This is a genomic window from Enterobacter cloacae complex sp. P27C (assembly GCF_014895705.1).
Taxonomy (GTDB): Bacteria; Pseudomonadota; Gammaproteobacteria; order Enterobacterales; family Enterobacteriaceae; genus Enterobacter; species Enterobacter bugandensis.
In genome coordinates, this window is record NZ_JADBQB010000001.1 from 21386 (window position 1) to 36280 (window position 14895).

17 protein-coding genes are annotated in these 14895 nt (G+C 56.6%); 9 read left to right on the top strand and 8 right to left on the bottom strand.

The window, feature by feature from the left end; all coding sequences use genetic code 11:
* Positions 1-3: 3 nt before the first annotated feature.
* From potH to IM291_RS00150, 6 genes are all read left to right on the top strand, one after another.
* Positions 4-957 (top strand): putrescine ABC transporter permease PotH, encoded by a 954-nt coding sequence (potH, locus tag IM291_RS00125; RefSeq protein WP_041910674.1) that lies wholly within the window; start codon positions 4-6, stop codon positions 955-957.
* Positions 954-1799: a putrescine ABC transporter permease PotI gene (gene potI, locus IM291_RS00130; RefSeq protein WP_028012508.1), complete on the top strand. Its 846-nt coding sequence runs from the start codon at positions 954-956 to the stop codon at positions 1797-1799. The genes potH and potI overlap by 4 nt, the downstream gene beginning before the upstream one ends.
* A 65-nt stretch (positions 1800-1864) precedes the next feature.
* Entirely contained in the window at positions 1865-2338 is a 474-nt protein-coding gene (locus tag IM291_RS00135) for a YbjO family protein (protein WP_028012509.1), read from the top strand.
* Between the two features lie 40 nt (positions 2339-2378).
* Positions 2379-3506, top strand: coding sequence for a 23S rRNA (uracil(747)-C(5))-methyltransferase RlmC (gene rlmC / locus IM291_RS00140; protein ID WP_192985876.1), 1128 nt, complete (start codon positions 2379-2381; stop codon positions 3504-3506).
* 72 nt (positions 3507-3578) lie between these two features.
* Complete coding sequence (locus IM291_RS00145) at positions 3579-4286, top strand: response regulator transcription factor (protein ID WP_192985877.1); 708 nt, start codon at positions 3579-3581, stop codon at positions 4284-4286.
* On the top strand, positions 4270-5739 hold the full coding sequence (locus IM291_RS00150; RefSeq protein WP_192985878.1) for an ATP-binding protein: 1470 nt from the start codon (positions 4270-4272) through the stop codon (positions 5737-5739). The genes IM291_RS00145 and IM291_RS00150 overlap by 17 nt, the downstream gene beginning before the upstream one ends.
* Before the next feature lie 57 nt (positions 5740-5796).
* On the opposite strand, the gene artJ is transcribed toward IM291_RS00150, so the two are convergent.
* The 6 genes from artJ to IM291_RS00180 form a co-directional block, all read right to left on the bottom strand.
* Positions 5797-6528: an arginine ABC transporter substrate-binding protein ArtJ gene (artJ, locus tag IM291_RS00155; protein ID WP_015571008.1), complete on the bottom strand. Its 732-nt coding sequence runs from the start codon at positions 6526-6528 to the stop codon at positions 5797-5799.
* Positions 6529-6708: 180 nt separating this feature from the next.
* Positions 6709-7377 (bottom strand): arginine ABC transporter permease ArtM, encoded by a 669-nt coding sequence (gene artM / locus IM291_RS00160; protein WP_028012513.1) that lies wholly within the window; start codon positions 7375-7377, stop codon positions 6709-6711.
* Complete coding sequence (gene artQ, locus IM291_RS00165) at positions 7377-8093, bottom strand: arginine ABC transporter permease ArtQ (RefSeq protein ID WP_192985879.1); 717 nt, start codon at positions 8091-8093, stop codon at positions 7377-7379. Before artQ ends, artM begins: the two co-directional genes overlap by 1 nt.
* Before the next feature lie 6 nt (positions 8094-8099).
* Positions 8100-8831, bottom strand: coding sequence for an arginine ABC transporter substrate-binding protein ArtI (gene artI, locus IM291_RS00170; protein WP_008500032.1), 732 nt, complete (start codon positions 8829-8831; stop codon positions 8100-8102).
* 19 nt (positions 8832-8850) lie between these two features.
* On the bottom strand, positions 8851-9579 hold the full coding sequence (artP, locus tag IM291_RS00175) for an arginine ABC transporter ATP-binding protein ArtP (RefSeq protein WP_008500030.1): 729 nt from the start codon (positions 9577-9579) through the stop codon (positions 8851-8853).
* A gap of 226 nt (positions 9580-9805) precedes the next feature.
* Positions 9806-10324: a lipoprotein gene (locus IM291_RS00180; RefSeq protein WP_028012515.1), complete on the bottom strand. Its 519-nt coding sequence runs from the start codon at positions 10322-10324 to the stop codon at positions 9806-9808.
* A 97-nt stretch (positions 10325-10421) separates the two neighbouring features.
* Here IM291_RS00180 and IM291_RS00185 point away from each other — a divergent pair, with 97 nt between their 5' ends.
* The 3 genes from IM291_RS00185 to IM291_RS00195 all read left to right on the top strand — a co-directional run bounded on the left by IM291_RS00185 (position 10422) and on the right by IM291_RS00195 (position 12467).
* Complete coding sequence (locus tag IM291_RS00185; protein ID WP_028012516.1) at positions 10422-10745, top strand: heavy metal-binding domain-containing protein; 324 nt, start codon at positions 10422-10424, stop codon at positions 10743-10745.
* Entirely contained in the window at positions 10742-11572 is an 831-nt protein-coding gene (locus tag IM291_RS00190; RefSeq protein WP_045630959.1) for an N-acetylmuramoyl-L-alanine amidase, read from the top strand. Before IM291_RS00185 ends, IM291_RS00190 begins: the two co-directional genes overlap by 4 nt.
* Positions 11573-11843: 271 nt before the next feature.
* Complete coding sequence (locus tag IM291_RS00195; protein ID WP_028012518.1) at positions 11844-12467, top strand: helix-turn-helix domain-containing protein; 624 nt, start codon at positions 11844-11846, stop codon at positions 12465-12467.
* Here IM291_RS00195 and IM291_RS00200 read toward each other — a convergent pair whose 3' ends face one another.
* Positions 12468-13106, bottom strand: a complete 639-nt coding sequence (locus IM291_RS00200) for a hypothetical protein (protein WP_192970836.1) — start codon at positions 13104-13106, stop codon at positions 12468-12470.
* A complete protein-coding gene (locus IM291_RS00205) occupies positions 13106-14671 on the bottom strand; it encodes an ExeA family protein (protein ID WP_192985880.1) in 1566 nt (521 codons plus the stop codon). The genes IM291_RS00200 and IM291_RS00205 overlap by 1 nt, the downstream gene beginning before the upstream one ends.
* Between the last annotated feature and the right edge of the window lie 224 nt (positions 14672-14895).

The window sequence follows — 14895 nt, forward strand, 5'->3', positions numbered from 1 at the left end:
ATCATGAGCACACTTGAACCTCCAGCCCGCGTCAAAAAACCGGGCGGCTTTGCCCACTGGCTGACGCGCCTTAAGATGAACCACGGCCGCAAGCTGGTAATCGCCATGCCTTACGTGTGGCTGATCCTGCTGTTCCTGCTGCCGTTCCTGATCGTCTTTAAGATCAGCCTGGCGGAGATGGCGCGGGCGATCCCGCCGTATACCGATCTGTGGGAGTGGGCCGACGGGCAGCTGACGCTGACGCTGAATCTGGGCAACTTCCTCCAGCTCACCGAGGATCCGCTCTATTTCGAAGCCTATCTGCAGTCTCTGCAGGTGGCGGCGATCTCGACGCTCTGCTGTCTGGTGATGGGCTACCCGCTGGCGTGGGCCGTGGCGCACAGCAAGCCCTCAACGCGCAACATCCTGCTGCTGCTGGTGATCCTGCCGTCGTGGACCTCGTTTCTGATACGCGTTTACGCGTGGATGGGGATCCTGAAAAACAACGGGGTGCTGAATAATTTTCTGATGTGGCTTGGGGTTATCGATCAGCCGCTGACCATCCTGCACACCAACCTTGCGGTCTATATCGGCATTGTGTATGCCTATCTGCCGTTTATGGTGCTGCCGATTTACACCGCCCTGACGCGCATTGACTACTCGCTGGTGGAAGCCTCGCTCGATCTCGGCGCGCGTCCGCTGAAGACCTTCTTCAGCGTGATTGTCCCGCTGACCAAAGGTGGAATCATTGCCGGGTCGATGCTGGTGTTTATTCCGGCGGTCGGGGAGTTTGTGATCCCGGAACTGCTCGGCGGGCCGGACAGCATCATGATTGGCCGCGTGCTGTGGCAGGAGTTCTTCAATAACCGCGACTGGCCGGTGGCGTCGGCGGTGGCGATTATCATGCTCCTGCTGCTGATCGTCCCGATCATGTGGTTCCATAAGCATCAGCAGAAACAGATGGGAGATCGCGGATGAACAACTTACCGGTAGTACGCTCCCCGTGGCGCATTCTGATCCTCGTTATCGGCTTCACCTTCCTGTATGCGCCGATGCTGATGCTGGTGATCTACTCGTTCAACAGTTCCAAACTGGTGACGGTCTGGGCGGGCTGGTCGACGCGCTGGTACAGCGAGCTGTTCCACGACGACGCAATGATGAGCGCGGTGGGGCTGAGCCTGACCATTGCCGCGCTGGCGGCCACGATGGCCTGCGTTCTGGGCACCATCGCCGCGCTGGTGATGGTGCGCTTCGGGCGTTTTCGCGGCTCAAACGGTTTCGCCTTTATGATCACTGCCCCGCTGGTGATGCCGGACGTCATTACCGGCCTGTCGCTGCTGCTGCTGTTCGTGGCCCTGGCGCACGCCATCGGCTGGCCGGCGGATCGCGGCATGCTCACCATCTGGCTGGCGCACGTCACCTTCTGTACTGCGTATGTGGCGGTGGTGATCTCCTCGCGCCTGCGCGAGCTGGACCGCTCCATTGAAGAGGCGGCGATGGATCTCGGCGCCACGCCGCTAAAGGTCTTTTTCATCATTACCCTGCCGATGATTATGCCGGCGGTGATCTCCGGCTGGCTGCTGGCGTTCACGCTCTCCCTCGACGATCTGGTTATCGCCAGCTTTGTCTCAGGGCCGGGCGCGACGACGCTGCCGATGCTGGTCTTCTCCAGCGTGCGCATGGGGGTGAACCCGGAGATCAACGCCCTGGCCTCTATCATCCTCGGCGTGGTCGGAATTGTCGGATTTATCGCCTGGTATTTGATGGCGCGCGCGGAAAAACAGCGCGTGCGCGATATCCAGCGTGCAAGACGCGGCTGAAGGATTTAAAATTTCCGGTGATGTGCCGCGCATGACGCGGCACTGTTTTTCAGGGAAGTAAAACATTGGGATTAGTAAAAAAATCACGTATTACGCACGCCCGTCCTAACGTTCCTGCGCTGGTTCAGGTGGCGGCGCTCGCCATTATTATGATCCGCTGCCTGGACGTGCTGATGATTTTGAATACGCTGGGGGTGCGCGGCATCGGGGAATTCATTCACCGCAGCGTGCAGACGTGGAATCTGACGCTGGTCTTTTTAAGCAGCCTGGTGCTGGTGTTTATCGAGATCTACTGCGCGTTTTCGCTGGTCAAAGGGCGAAACTGGGCGCGCTGGGTCTATCTGCTCACTCAGGTGACCGCCGCCAGCTATCTGTGGGCCGCCTCGCTGGGCTATGGCTATCCTGAGCTGTTCAGCATTCCGGGCGAGTCGCGACGTGAGATTTTCCATGCGCTGGTCATGCAAAAACTGCCGGATATGCTGGTGCTCTGCCTGCTTTTCGTTCCGGCGTCCAGTCGGCGGTTCTTCCGCCTGCAATAATGTGTATAATCGCAGCCCTCGTTTTCCTTAAGGTTTTCATATGCAGTGCGCACTCTATGACGCCGGACGCTGCCGCTCCTGTCAGTGGATAGAACAGCCGGTTTCTCAACAACTCACCGCCAAAATGGCCGACCTGCAACAGCTGCTGGCAGCACGCGCGGTGGGCGAGTGGTGCGCACCCGTCAGCGGCCCGGAGCAGGGCTTTCGCAACAAAGCCAAAATGGTGGTCAGCGGCAGCGTTGAAAAACCGCTGCTGGGGATGCTGCACCGCGACGGCACGCCGGAAGACTTAACCGACTGCCCGCTCTATCCCGCGTCGTTTGAGCCGGTCTTTGCCGCACTGAAACCGTTTATCGCTCGCGCGGGGTTAACGCCTTACAACGTTGCCCGCAGGCGCGGCGAGCTGAAGTACCTTCTCCTGTCGGAAAGCCAGATCGACGGCGGCATGATGCTGCGCTTCGTGCTGCGCTCGGAAGCCAAGCTGGCGCAGCTGCGCGCGGCGCTGCCGTGGCTGCAGGAACAGCTTCCTCAGTTAAAGGTGATTACCGCAAACATTCAGCCGGTGCATATGGCGATCATGGAAGGGGAGAAAGAGGTTTTCTTCACCGACCAGCACGCGCTGGCAGAGAGCTTCAACGGCGTGCCGCTGTGGATCCGCCCGCAAAGCTTCTTCCAGACCAACCCGACCGTGGCAAGCAGCCTGTACGCCACCGCCCGCGACTGGGTGCGCGCGTTAAACATCCATCATATGTGGGACCTTTTCTGCGGCGTGGGCGGTTTTGGCCTGCACTGCGCCACGCCTGAGATGCAGCTCACCGGCATTGAGATCTCCGCCGAAGCGATTGCCTGCGCAAAGCAGTCCGCCGCCGAGTTGGGGTTAACCAACCTGCACTTCCAGGCGCTGGACTCCACGCAGTTCGCGACCGGGCAAGGCAACGTGCCGGAGCTGGTGCTGGTTAATCCGCCGCGTCGTGGGATTGGCAAATCCCTCTGCGACTATCTGAGCCAGATGGCGCCGGAATACATCGTCTATTCAAGCTGTAACGCACAGACCATGGCGAAAGATATCGCTCAACTGCCGGGCTATCGCATTGAACGCGTGCAGCTTTTCGATATGTTCCCGCATACCGCGCATTATGAAGTCCTGACGTTGCTCGTGAAATCTTAAACAAAATGTGAACTCTGCCCGCCCATAAAATCAGGTAAGCTTACGTCATAAGAGATGAATAAAGGCTTACCCATGAAGCAGATCCTGCTGGTGGAAGACGACCACGATATCGCGGCGCTTCTGCGGCTCAACCTAGAAGACGAAGGCTACGCCATCACCCACGAGCCCGACGGGGGCAACGCCCTGCCGCGCCTTGAAAAACAGCCGTGGGATGCGGTGATCCTCGACCTGATGCTGCCCAACGTTGACGGCCTGGAGATCTGCCGCCGCATCCGCCAGATGACCCGCTACCTGCCGGTGATCATCATCAGCGCCCGCAGCAGCGAAACCGACCGCATCACCGGGCTGGAAACCGGCGCCGATGACTATCTGGCAAAACCCTTTTCAGTGCAGGAACTGATTGCCCGCATCAAAGCGCTGTTCCGCCGCCAGCAGGCGATGGGGCAGGCGCAGGCTGACGGGCAAATTCAGGCCCACGGCCTGACGATCGATCCCCTGGCGCGCAGCGTGCTGCTTCACGGCCAGGTGGTGGATCTCACCCCGCGCGAATTCGAACTGCTGTACTTCTTCGCCCGCCATCCTGGCGAGGTGTTTTCCCGTCTGGCGCTGCTGGAGCAGGTGTGGGGCTATCAGCACGAAGGCTACGAGCACACCGTCAACACCCATATCAACCGCCTGCGCATCAAGATTGAGAAAGACGCCGCCGAGCCGGAGATAATTCGCACCGTCTGGGGCAAGGGCTATAAATTTGCGGAGCCAAACCATGATGCGCCGCTTTAGCCTGAGCCAGCGCCTGACGCTGCTGTTTGTCCTGCTGATGATGCTCTGCGCTACCGTCGCCTGCGCGGTACAGCTCTACAGCAGTATGCAGTACGGCAACGCGATGGTTCAGCGGTTGTCGGGCGGCCTGGCGCAGCAGATCGTCCAGCGGGAACCGATTCTGGACGCGCAGGGCAGGGTTGACCGCACCGCGCTTAAGCCGCTGTTCGACCGGCTGATGACCTTTAACCCGAGCGTTGAACTGTACGTTATCTCGCCGGACGGCGAAATCCTGGCCGATGCCGCACCGCCGGGCCATATTCAGCGGCAAAAAATCGACCTGGCACCGGTTCAGACCTTCCTGAGCGGTACTGCCATACCGGTACTGGGCGACGACCCGCGCAGTCAAAATAAAAAAGTGTTCAGCGCCACGCCGCTGCGGCAGGACGGCGAGCTTAAGGGCTACCTGTACATCATTTTGCAGGGCGAGGAGTCGAACGCGCTGGCGGAAATGGCCTGGCATAAGGCGCTCTGGAGCACGGTGCTCTGGTCATTGCTGTGGGTCGCTCTGTTTGGCCTGCTGGCGGGTCTGCTGGTCTGGTACTGGGTAACGCGTCCGGTTAAGCGCCTGACGGAAGAGGTCACCGGCCTGGAGCAGGACAGCATTAGCGCAATCAGGCTGCTCGCAGCACAGCCGCCGGATGCCGCAGCCAATGACGAAGTGGCGCTCCTGCGCAACAGTTTCATCGAGCTGGCGCGGAAAATTACCCGCCAGTGGGACCAGCTGGCCGACAGCGATCGCCAGCGCCGGGAGTTTATCGCCAACATTTCGCACGATCTTCGCACGCCGCTGACCTCGCTGCTGGGCTATCTTGAAACCCTGTCGCTCAAATCCGCCACCCTGACGCCGCAGGAGCACCAGCAGTATCTCGCCACCGCGCTGCGTCAGGGACAAAAGGTACGACATCTTTCCCAGCAGCTTTTCGAGCTGGCGCGCCTTGAGCACGGCGGCATTAAGCCGCAGCGCGAGCGTTTCGCGATGGGAGAGCTGATTTCCGACGTGGCGCAGAAGTTTGAGCTTACCGCCCGCACGCGCGAGGTGAATCTGCATATTGACGTGCCGGGGCCGCTGCCCCTGATAAACGCTGATGTGTCGATGATCGAGCGCGTGGTGACCAACCTGCTCGATAACGCGATGCGTCATACGCCCACTGGCGGGGAAATTCGTCTGGCGGTCTGGCAGGATAATGAACAGCTTCAGGTCGAAGTGGCAGACTCCGGAACGGGCGTGGATGCCGCGCTGCGCGACGATCTGTTCCAGCGGCCTTCGGCGCTGAATACCCAGGCATCGCGGGAGAACCGCGGCGGGTTAGGGCTGTTAATCGTTAAGCGAATGCTGGAGCTGCACGGCGGCGGGATCAGGCTGATGGAGTCCGTGAGCGGGGCGCGGTTCAGGTTCTTTGTGCCGCTGTGAGAAATTGCCGGGTGGCGCTGCGCTTACCCGGCCTACAGACCACCCGGCAAAAAGAGATTACTGCGGGAACCACTGCTCGCTGATTTTCTGGTACGTGCCGTCTGCTTTAATCGCCTTCAGCGCGCCGTTTAGTTTTTCCAGCAGGGCTTTGTTATCCGGGCGTACCGCGATGCCGAGGCCCGTGCCGAAGTACTGCGGATCGGTCACTTTTTCCGTTGCCGTACCCAGCTGCGGGTTGGTTTTCAGCCATTCGTTCACCACGGCGGTGTCGCCGAAGACGCCGTCAATACGGCCATTTTTCAGGTCGATAATCGCGTTCTGGTAGCTGTCATAGGCCACGGTTTTCACTTCAGGATGTTTGTCCTGCAGGTATTTCTGGTGCGTGGTGCCATTTTCCATCCCGATGCGTTTGCCTTTCAGCTCGTCAAAGGACTTATAAGCCCCTTTCTTCGCAATCACCACCGCCGAGTTGGCGTAGTACGGGTCGGTGAACGCGACCTGCTTGCTGCGCTCCGGCGTGATGTCCATCCCGGAGATCACCGCATCGTATTTCTTGAATTTCAGCGACGGGATCAGGCTGTCGAAGGCATGGTTGGTAAAGGTGCAGTCGGCCTGCATCTGCTTGCACAGGGCTTTCGCCAGGTCGATATCGAAACCGACGATCTGATTGCTGGCATCCAGCGATTCAAACGGCGGATAGGTGGCCGAAACGCCAAAATTGATTTTATCAGCAGCGGATGCGCCAGCGGCGAAGGTGGCGAGTAGTGCGGCCAGAACTAACTTTTTCATTGTAATGCTCCCGTCTGTCTATCTTGTCATTATGCGCCGTGTCTGCGGCATGGATGTACAATGCCAGTTAATGAATTTATATGCAATAAATATGAGTAAATATTGTATATGGTATAAAAAAAAAGCGGATAAGCCATCGGGTTATCCGCTCTGGTAATTACGTTTTATGCACTCGCGTGATTAATTTCTGCGCTCAAACGCTAACGCTTTACGCTCAATCAGTCGCATCATCAGCGTCAGCAGACCGTTCACCACCAGATAGACCACGCCAGCCGCGCCGAACACCATCACGTCATAGGTGCGCCCGTACAGCAGCTGCCCGTGACCCATCACTTCCATCAGGGTGATGGTGTAGGCCAGAGAAGTACTCTTAAACACCAGCACCACTTCGTTGGAGTAAGAGGAGAGCGCGCGCTTGAAGGCGTACGGCAGCAGGATCGCCAGCGTGTCTTTTTTGCTCATGCCCAGCGCCCCGCAGGACTGCCATTGTCCTTCCGGGATGGCACGGATCGCTCCGTAAAACAGCTGGGTGGTATAGGCCGCGCTGTTCAGCGAAAGGGCAATCAGAGCGCAGAGCCACGGCTCAGAGAGCAGGTGCCAGATAACCGGATACGCCTGCAGCGACGGGAACTGGCCCGGACCGTAGTATATCAGGAAGATCTGCACCAGCAGCGGCGTACCGGTAAACAGGGTGATGTAGCCGCGCACGATCCACACCAGCACCGGCGTTTTCAGCGTCAGGATGATGGTGAAGATGAGCGCCAGGATCAGCGCCACAATGATGGACGCCACGGTCAGCGTCAGGCTGGTGTGCAGCCCTTTCATCAGCTCCGGGAAATATTCAAGCATCAGCCTGGTCTCCGTTCAAAGCGCGTCGCACGCAGGTCAATACGCTTGAGGATGTACTGACTGAGCAGCGTGATTACCAGGTAGATAGCCGCCGCCACGATGTACCAGGTAAATGGCTCCTGAGTACGGGTGGCGATGCTTTTGGTTTGCAGCATCAAATCGTTCACGCTGATCAGGCTCACCAGCGCGGTATCTTTCAGCAATACCAGCCACTGGTTGCCCAGGCCCGGCAGGGCGTGGCGCCACATCTGCGGCATCACCAGACGGAAGAAGATCGCTGCTTTCGACATGCCCAGCGCCTGACCGGATTCCCACTGCCCCTGCGGTACCGCTTTCAGCGCACCGCGCAGGGTTTGCGACGCGTACGCGGAGTAGAGCAGGGATAGGGCAATCACGCCGCAGAGGAACGGGCTGACGTCAAAGTTGTCAATCTGCATCTGCACCGGTATCTGCGCAAAGCCGAGATTCATCGTGAAGCCGTCCGACAGCGTGAGCAGCAGCTGTGAGGAGCCGAAATAGATGAACAGGACCACCAGAATTTCCGGTAGCCCACGCAGTACGGTGACCAGCGCGGAGCCCGCCCAGGCGACGGGGAACCATTTTGCTGATTCCCACACCGCAAAGAACATTGCCAGCACCAGGCCGATAACCAGTGCGCAAACGGCAAGGCCGACGGTCATCCCGGCGGCGCTTGCTAAAGGAAAAATTTCATTCATCAGGAATTACTTCTGGAACCATTTTTTGTAGATGGTTTCGTAGGTGCCGTCTTTCTTCACTTTTTCCAGCGCAGCGTTGAATTTCTGCTGCAGCTCGGTGTTGCCCTGACGAACGGCAATCCCCAGACCGGTACCGAAGTAGTCCTTATCGGTCACTTTGTCGCCCACTGGCGCCAGTTTGTCGTTGGCTTTCAGCCACTCGGTCACGACAGCGGTATCACCAAATACCCCGTCGATACGGCCATTCTGCAGATCCAGCTTCGCGTTCTGGTAGCTGTCGTACGGAACGGTGGTGATTTCCGGATGTTTATCCATGATGAACTTCTGGTGCGTGGTGCCGTTCTGCACGCCGACTTTCTTGCCTTTCAGCTGATCGACAGAGGTGAATTTACCTTTCTGACCAATAAACAGGGCGGAGTTGTCGTAGTAAGGGGTGGTGAACAGCACCTGCTTTTCGCGCTCAGGAGTGATGTCCATACCTGCCATGACGGCGTCAATACGGCGGAACTTCAGGCTTGGGATCAGGCTGTCGAACGCCTGATTGCTGAAGGTACAGGTTGCGTCGATCTCTTTACACAGGGCGTTTGCCAGGTCTACGTCGAAGCCAACAATTTTGTTGTTCGCATCAATGGACTCAAACGGAGGGTAGGAGGCTTCCGTGGCGAAACGAATGGTCTGGGCTGCGGTAGCGGAAAGGGTAACGCCAGCAAGCAGCACGGCAAGTAATACTTTTTTCATTATATTTCCCCTGACACAATCAATGAGATAAATAGTTTTTGAAGGCATCGGTTTGCGGGTTCGCGAAGCAGCTCGCGTCACCTTGCTCAACGATATACCCGTTTTCCATGTAGACCACACGGCTGGCGGTTTTACGCGCCACTTCCACTTCGTGGGTAACAATGACCTGCGTAATATTGGTTTCCGCCAGTTCGCGAATGATGCTGACGATCTGGGCGGTGATTTCCGGGTCCAGCGCCGCGGTCGGCTCATCAAACAGCAGTACCGCGGGCTCCATCATCAGCGCGCGGGCAATCGCCACACGCTGCTGCTGACCCCCAGAGAGGTGCAGCGGATAGCGGTCGCTGTAGGGCTTAAGGCGCAGACGCTCCAGCAGCTTTTCAGCACGCGCGATGGCCTGATCTTTGCTTAACCCCAGCACGCGGCACGGGGCTTCAATCAGGTTTTGCAGCACCGTCAGGTGCGGCCAGAGATTGTATTGCTGGAAGACCATGCCGACGTTTTGACGCAGTTCGCGTATAGCTTTATCTGACGGGGTTTTCGCGAAATCAAAATGGTTACCGGCGATAGCCAGCGTACCGGAACGGGGCATTTCAAGCAGATTAAGGACGCGCAGAAGGGAGCTTTTGCCTGCACCGCTTGGGCCAAGTAAAACCAGCGTTTCGCCTTCCGGGCAGTTCAGCGTGATGTCAAACAGCGCCTGGTGTGCGCCGTAGAAGCAGTTAATGCCGTTTAGTTTAATACTCATCGGGGCAGTCTTTACTCATCCAGGCAATCTATAGCAATTGAGGCCGCAGATAGTACCGTTGACAGAATAGTTATGCAATATTTCTGCGTTAAAAGTTAAATATAACCCGCATTTCCTCTTAAACATAGCACAAAATAGCGAACGGCAAGGTCGGCGAGTATAAATGTCGGCATTCCGCGTGAAATGCCGGACATTTTACGGGGGTAACATTTTTATCACTAATGATCTAGCGGTTCTCAATCGACTGGCGCAGCGTGCCGGCCGGGGCATGAACGCTGCCGCCGATATAGCGCACATCGTCCACCGCCCAGCACTGGCCTTCACGGATCATCAGCACTTCGTCCTGCCAGGTTTGGGTTCCCTGGGTCAGCTTCACGCGCAGCGGAATGTTCCGCGCATCGGTGTTCGGGATGGTTGACGCGCTGGCCACCTCGGCGCTGTCCGGCAGCGTAGTGCGGCTGGAGAACGGATCGGATTTCAGCAGGGCGTTATGCTGCGGATCGCGAGTGGCATCGTTGAGCAGTTTTGCAAGATTATCGCTCAGGTACGGGCGCAGGGCGGTGAGATCATTTCCGCGATGCTGAATGCGGTAATCATAGAACTGTTGCGCCACGGTATCCGGGCCGCCGTCTATGCAGGGGCCGCTGCGGGTACCGATATCCTTAAAGGCTGGCGTGACCGTGGTAGTACAGGCGCTGAGCACCAGCGCGCAGGGCACTAAAAGTGTTAAAGCAGAGTAGCGCATGTTGATTTCCTTATTTATTAACTATCCTTTCAATCATAGCGTAACGAACCGATAATGCTGTTGCTAACGCATTGAACGCTAAAGAAGGAGAGAAAGTATGCAGTTTTCAACAACGCCAACCCTGGAAGGACAGACCATTACCGAGTATTGCGGCGTGGTCACCGGCGAAGCGATTCTGGGCGCGAACATTTTCCGGGATTTCTTTGCCGGGATTCGTGACATCGTCGGTGGACGCTCCGGCGCGTACGAAAAAGAGCTGCGTAAAGCGCGCGAAATTGCGTTTAAGGAGCTGGGCGAGCAGGCCAAAGCGCTGGGCGCGGATGCCGTTGTAGGAATCGATATTGATTATGAAACCGTCGGCAAAGATTCGAGCATGCTGATGGTGAGCGTAAGCGGCACGGCGGTGAAAACCCGTCGATGAAGCGCTCGCTTTCAACGCTCCTGCTGGCGATGTTGCTGGCAGGATGCGCCCAGGAAAAAGGCATTGTTGATAAAGGTGCCTACGAGCTGGATACCCGCCATCAGGCGCAGGCGGCCTACCCGCGCATAAAGGTGCTGGTGATCCACTACACCGCCGACGACTTCGACACCTCGCTGGCCACGCTGACGGACAAAAACGTCAGCTCGCATTATCTCATCCCTGCGAAGCCGCCGACGCCGGACGGGAAGCCGCGCATCTGGCAGCTGGTGCCGGAGAGCGAACTGGCCTGGCATGCGGGCATCAGCTTCTGGCGCGGCACCAACCGGATCAACGACACGTCTGTCGGCATTGAGCTGGAGAACCGCGGCTGGCAGAAGCGCGACGGTGTGAAAGTTTTCGCCCCGTTTGAGCCCGCGCAAATCGCGGCGCTTATCCCGCTGGCGAAAGACATTATCGCCCGGTACGACATTAAACCGCAGAACGTGGTGGCGCATGCTGATATCGCGCCCCAGCGTAAGGACGATCCCGGCCCGCTGTTTCCCTGGCAGGCGCTGGCGAAGCAGGGGATTGGGGCCTGGCCCGATGCCGGGCGCGTGAACTTCTATATCAATGGTCGTCCGCGCTATCAGGAGGTAGATCGTGCAGCCCTGCTCGATCTGCTGATGCGCTATGGCTATGAGGTGCCGGACAACGCCACGGATCAGCAGCAGCAACGCGTTATCACCGCCTTTCAGATGCACTATCGCCCGCAGGTATGGAACGGCGTCGCGGATGTGGAAACGATGGCCATTGCAGAAGCCCTTTTAGAGAAATACGGGCAGGGGTAAACCTTCGGTTTGCGCCCGAATGCGCGTTTTCCCCTTATTTGTGCTTGAGATTAATCTTAAGTACAAACTCAATTCATTTTTAGTAAATTGACTTAAAATTATCCGGATTTAAGATAGACACATAGCTTGCTAAGTAAATCAAAAAATATTGCTGGCGGCAGGCGTTCTTATTTTCTCCTTGAGCCTTTCATCAGGAAAAGATTGTTGGTTTTCGGTTTTAATGCCGCGGCCATGCTATGTCTAATAAATCTAATCTTAAATGGGTATAACAATGTTAAGCATTTACGGTAAAAAATTACGTCCACAACCTGAAATGGAAGCCATTATTTCTGCCACGGAAGGTTTTGAAGAGAAAACCTTAAAGAAATGGCAGAAAATTTCCACTGCTGACTCTCAGTATATTCATATTATCGTCAGCGGCGAAGTCGAATTCCGTCGTGAATCAGACGAACTCTGCATGTTTACCGTCACCGGACAGTGCGTGTTTGGCCTGTCCGCTATTTTCTATCAGTCAGCCCATATGTACGGCCTGGTCCGCGCAAACACCGTGGTACGCAGCATCAAAAAAGAGGCCTTCGCGCAGCTTATGACCGAGAAAAATCTGTGGCCTGAATTGACCAAAGTGCTCTCCTGGTACATCTGCCTGCTGAGCAAACGCGATGATGTTCTGGTCGCCCGTAGCGCCTATTCTGTGGTCCGCGAATTCCTCTACGAAATTAATGAGCTGATTGTTCACCAGCAGCGCGATATTAATATCTATGACTATATTCAGGAATATACCAACCTGGCCCGCAGTACCATTATTAAAATCCTCTCCGACCTGAAAAAAGGTCAATATATTGTGGTAGAGAAAGGTCGTCTGCTTAACCTCACCACGCTCCCTGAAAAATATTAACTACTCCAGCCGGTCTCCTTTTTTACTCAAAGGAGACTGGACGTTATCGTTATGCAACAAACTGCTTTGCGATTGATCCTGCGTTTCGTCAACCGGCGGCGCGGGAATTTTGCCTTGAGAATAATCCTGCTCTTGTTCTTTCAACGCCTGCTTAAACAATTCGGCTAACGAAGCATCCTCACTTCCCGACGACGCGGTGGCGTTTTCGTGCGCCTCGGTTCCCGGCAGGGTATCACGCGAGGTATCGTGCCCGGCATCCTGCGGCACGGTGCTGTCAGGGGCCTGCTGCCAGTCAGCATCATCGGTGCTTATCGGCAGATCCTGCATGGGCGGCATCTCTTCCCGTACCGGCGCCGGTTTAGGATGCGGATGCGGGAACGGTTTACTCACGTACACATAATGCATATCGGAAAGCTGCGTTTCCGGTTTAGCGACGCTCGCTTTTACCGGTTCAGGGGTCGGGTGGCGCAAATTCCAGTAAATATGCGCGTACAGCCCTGCCATGACCAGGGCGCACAAACCCAATACCCATAAAAAGGTATGACCACAAATTTTTCTCAGGCTGGGGAGGCGGTACGAAAACCAGACCGCCTCTCCGGTGGTGTAGCTGCGCTGAGCCGCAAGACAGATGGTAGACATTAGGAATGCTTCTCCTGCGTGTTGGCGTCCGGTGTGGCATGCGTGGCCTGAATCAGCACGCTCGGCGTGGTATGGGTTTCACGCATTAACTGCATCAGCGTATCTTCCCCTGGAATACCATCCACATGCAGATGCATTTTTTGCTGGAACTCGCGGGTGCGTTTCATCATCTCAGCCGTCCAGGTCTGAGCATGGGTTTCAGGCTGGCCAAGAGCCAGACTCAGCGCCTGATCCAGCCAGCCCATGTCTTTCGCATCGCTGGCGGCGCTGATGGCATCTTTGCCTTCCGGCGTCAGGCGATGCAGCTGGGTAAAGTTACCGGTGGCATGCTGGTTAAACCAGCTGCGGCTCACCTGCCAGGTGCGGTTATTCATCAGCAGATCCATCGAGTCATCGCCTACGCGGGCGACAACAGCGTAGTTAAGATGGTTACCGGTTTTGAGTTCACTGACCCACGGATAACCCTCCTGTGCCAACGCATCCGGTGACGCGTTGCCCTGTTTACACATCAGATTGACCTTCCCGGCGTTCTGACACAGCGCATCATCCGCGGAGGCGTCATACCCCCACATCAGGTACAGCTGGTGCATCGCATCCGGCTGATTAACCACTTCATTGTCGATAACCGGCACGACAGGCGCGTCGGCTTTTGACTTCTGCTGTTTCCAGCTCGCCGGAACGGGAAGCTGAATCGGCAGTTTTGCATTGATTGAGGCGGTTAAATACCATCCGCAGGCGGCGAACAGAACCGAGGCGAACAATCCCACGGTCGCCAGGCGCTTACCGTGTTTTTTCGCCGGGAGGATCTCTCCTGCCGCCAGGCGTAAATGACGCGGGCTGACCTGCGCTGCACGTTCGGTCCAGGCCGCGAGCATTGACAGGTGCGCCAGTTCATTCAGTTTGCTGATGTTGCCTTTGGTCAGCGCGTGCATCTTGCGCACGCGCGCCGGGGTTAGCGGCGAATTCTCGCACCCGTGTTCTTCACACTGCGCCTGCACATAGCTGAGAAATTCCCGGCAGGTCAGGGGACGCAATGTATGACGGGTATGGGCATATTCGCGAAGTTCAGATGGGGGTAAGAGGGCGGCTTCCTGCTCCGCGCTGCCCATCAGCACGATGGACAGACGGAACTCCAGCTCCTGAGCACGCGTAAGCAACATCCCCAGCACCTCACGGCAGGTCTCCTTCATCGCTTCCGCGTGACGGATGACCAGGGTTTTGCTGCGGTTTTTTCCGCCCTGCCACTGATGCAGCACGGCATCCACCGCCTGAATGCGGCTCTTGCTCTCTTTCGTTCCCGGGTTGAGCTTGTACAGCAGGCTACTGGCACTCAGCTTAGGAAACGCGTTGATGGCAATGGCGCCAGGAAGGCTGGCCTTCAGCGCATCGCTGAAGTGGCCCAGCAGCGGTGCGTCGTTGCAAAAGAGCCCGATAATTCCCGCCACCTGGCTTTTCTCTTTCAGCAGGTTGAATACGTCCTGATGATAAGGCACCAGAAAATCGCCGGAGAAACCCGTGATTGTTCTGAATGGCGGTTGTTTAAATTTAAAGTGGCTCTGATACATAACGACTTACCGTCTCTGATTAGGAATAGCAACAGGACGAGAAAGTAAAGCAACGCCACAGGGTGGTCAATTTGCGCACAGGGTAAAAATATCCAGTTGCAATGACCTAACATCCCGATTTTATTTGGTCAATAGTTTTTTTTATTAAAGTTAATGGCGAAGTCGATGGTCGTATTTACGGCAGTTAATTACTATTTTTCACACATATTGGCGCAGCCCGACGC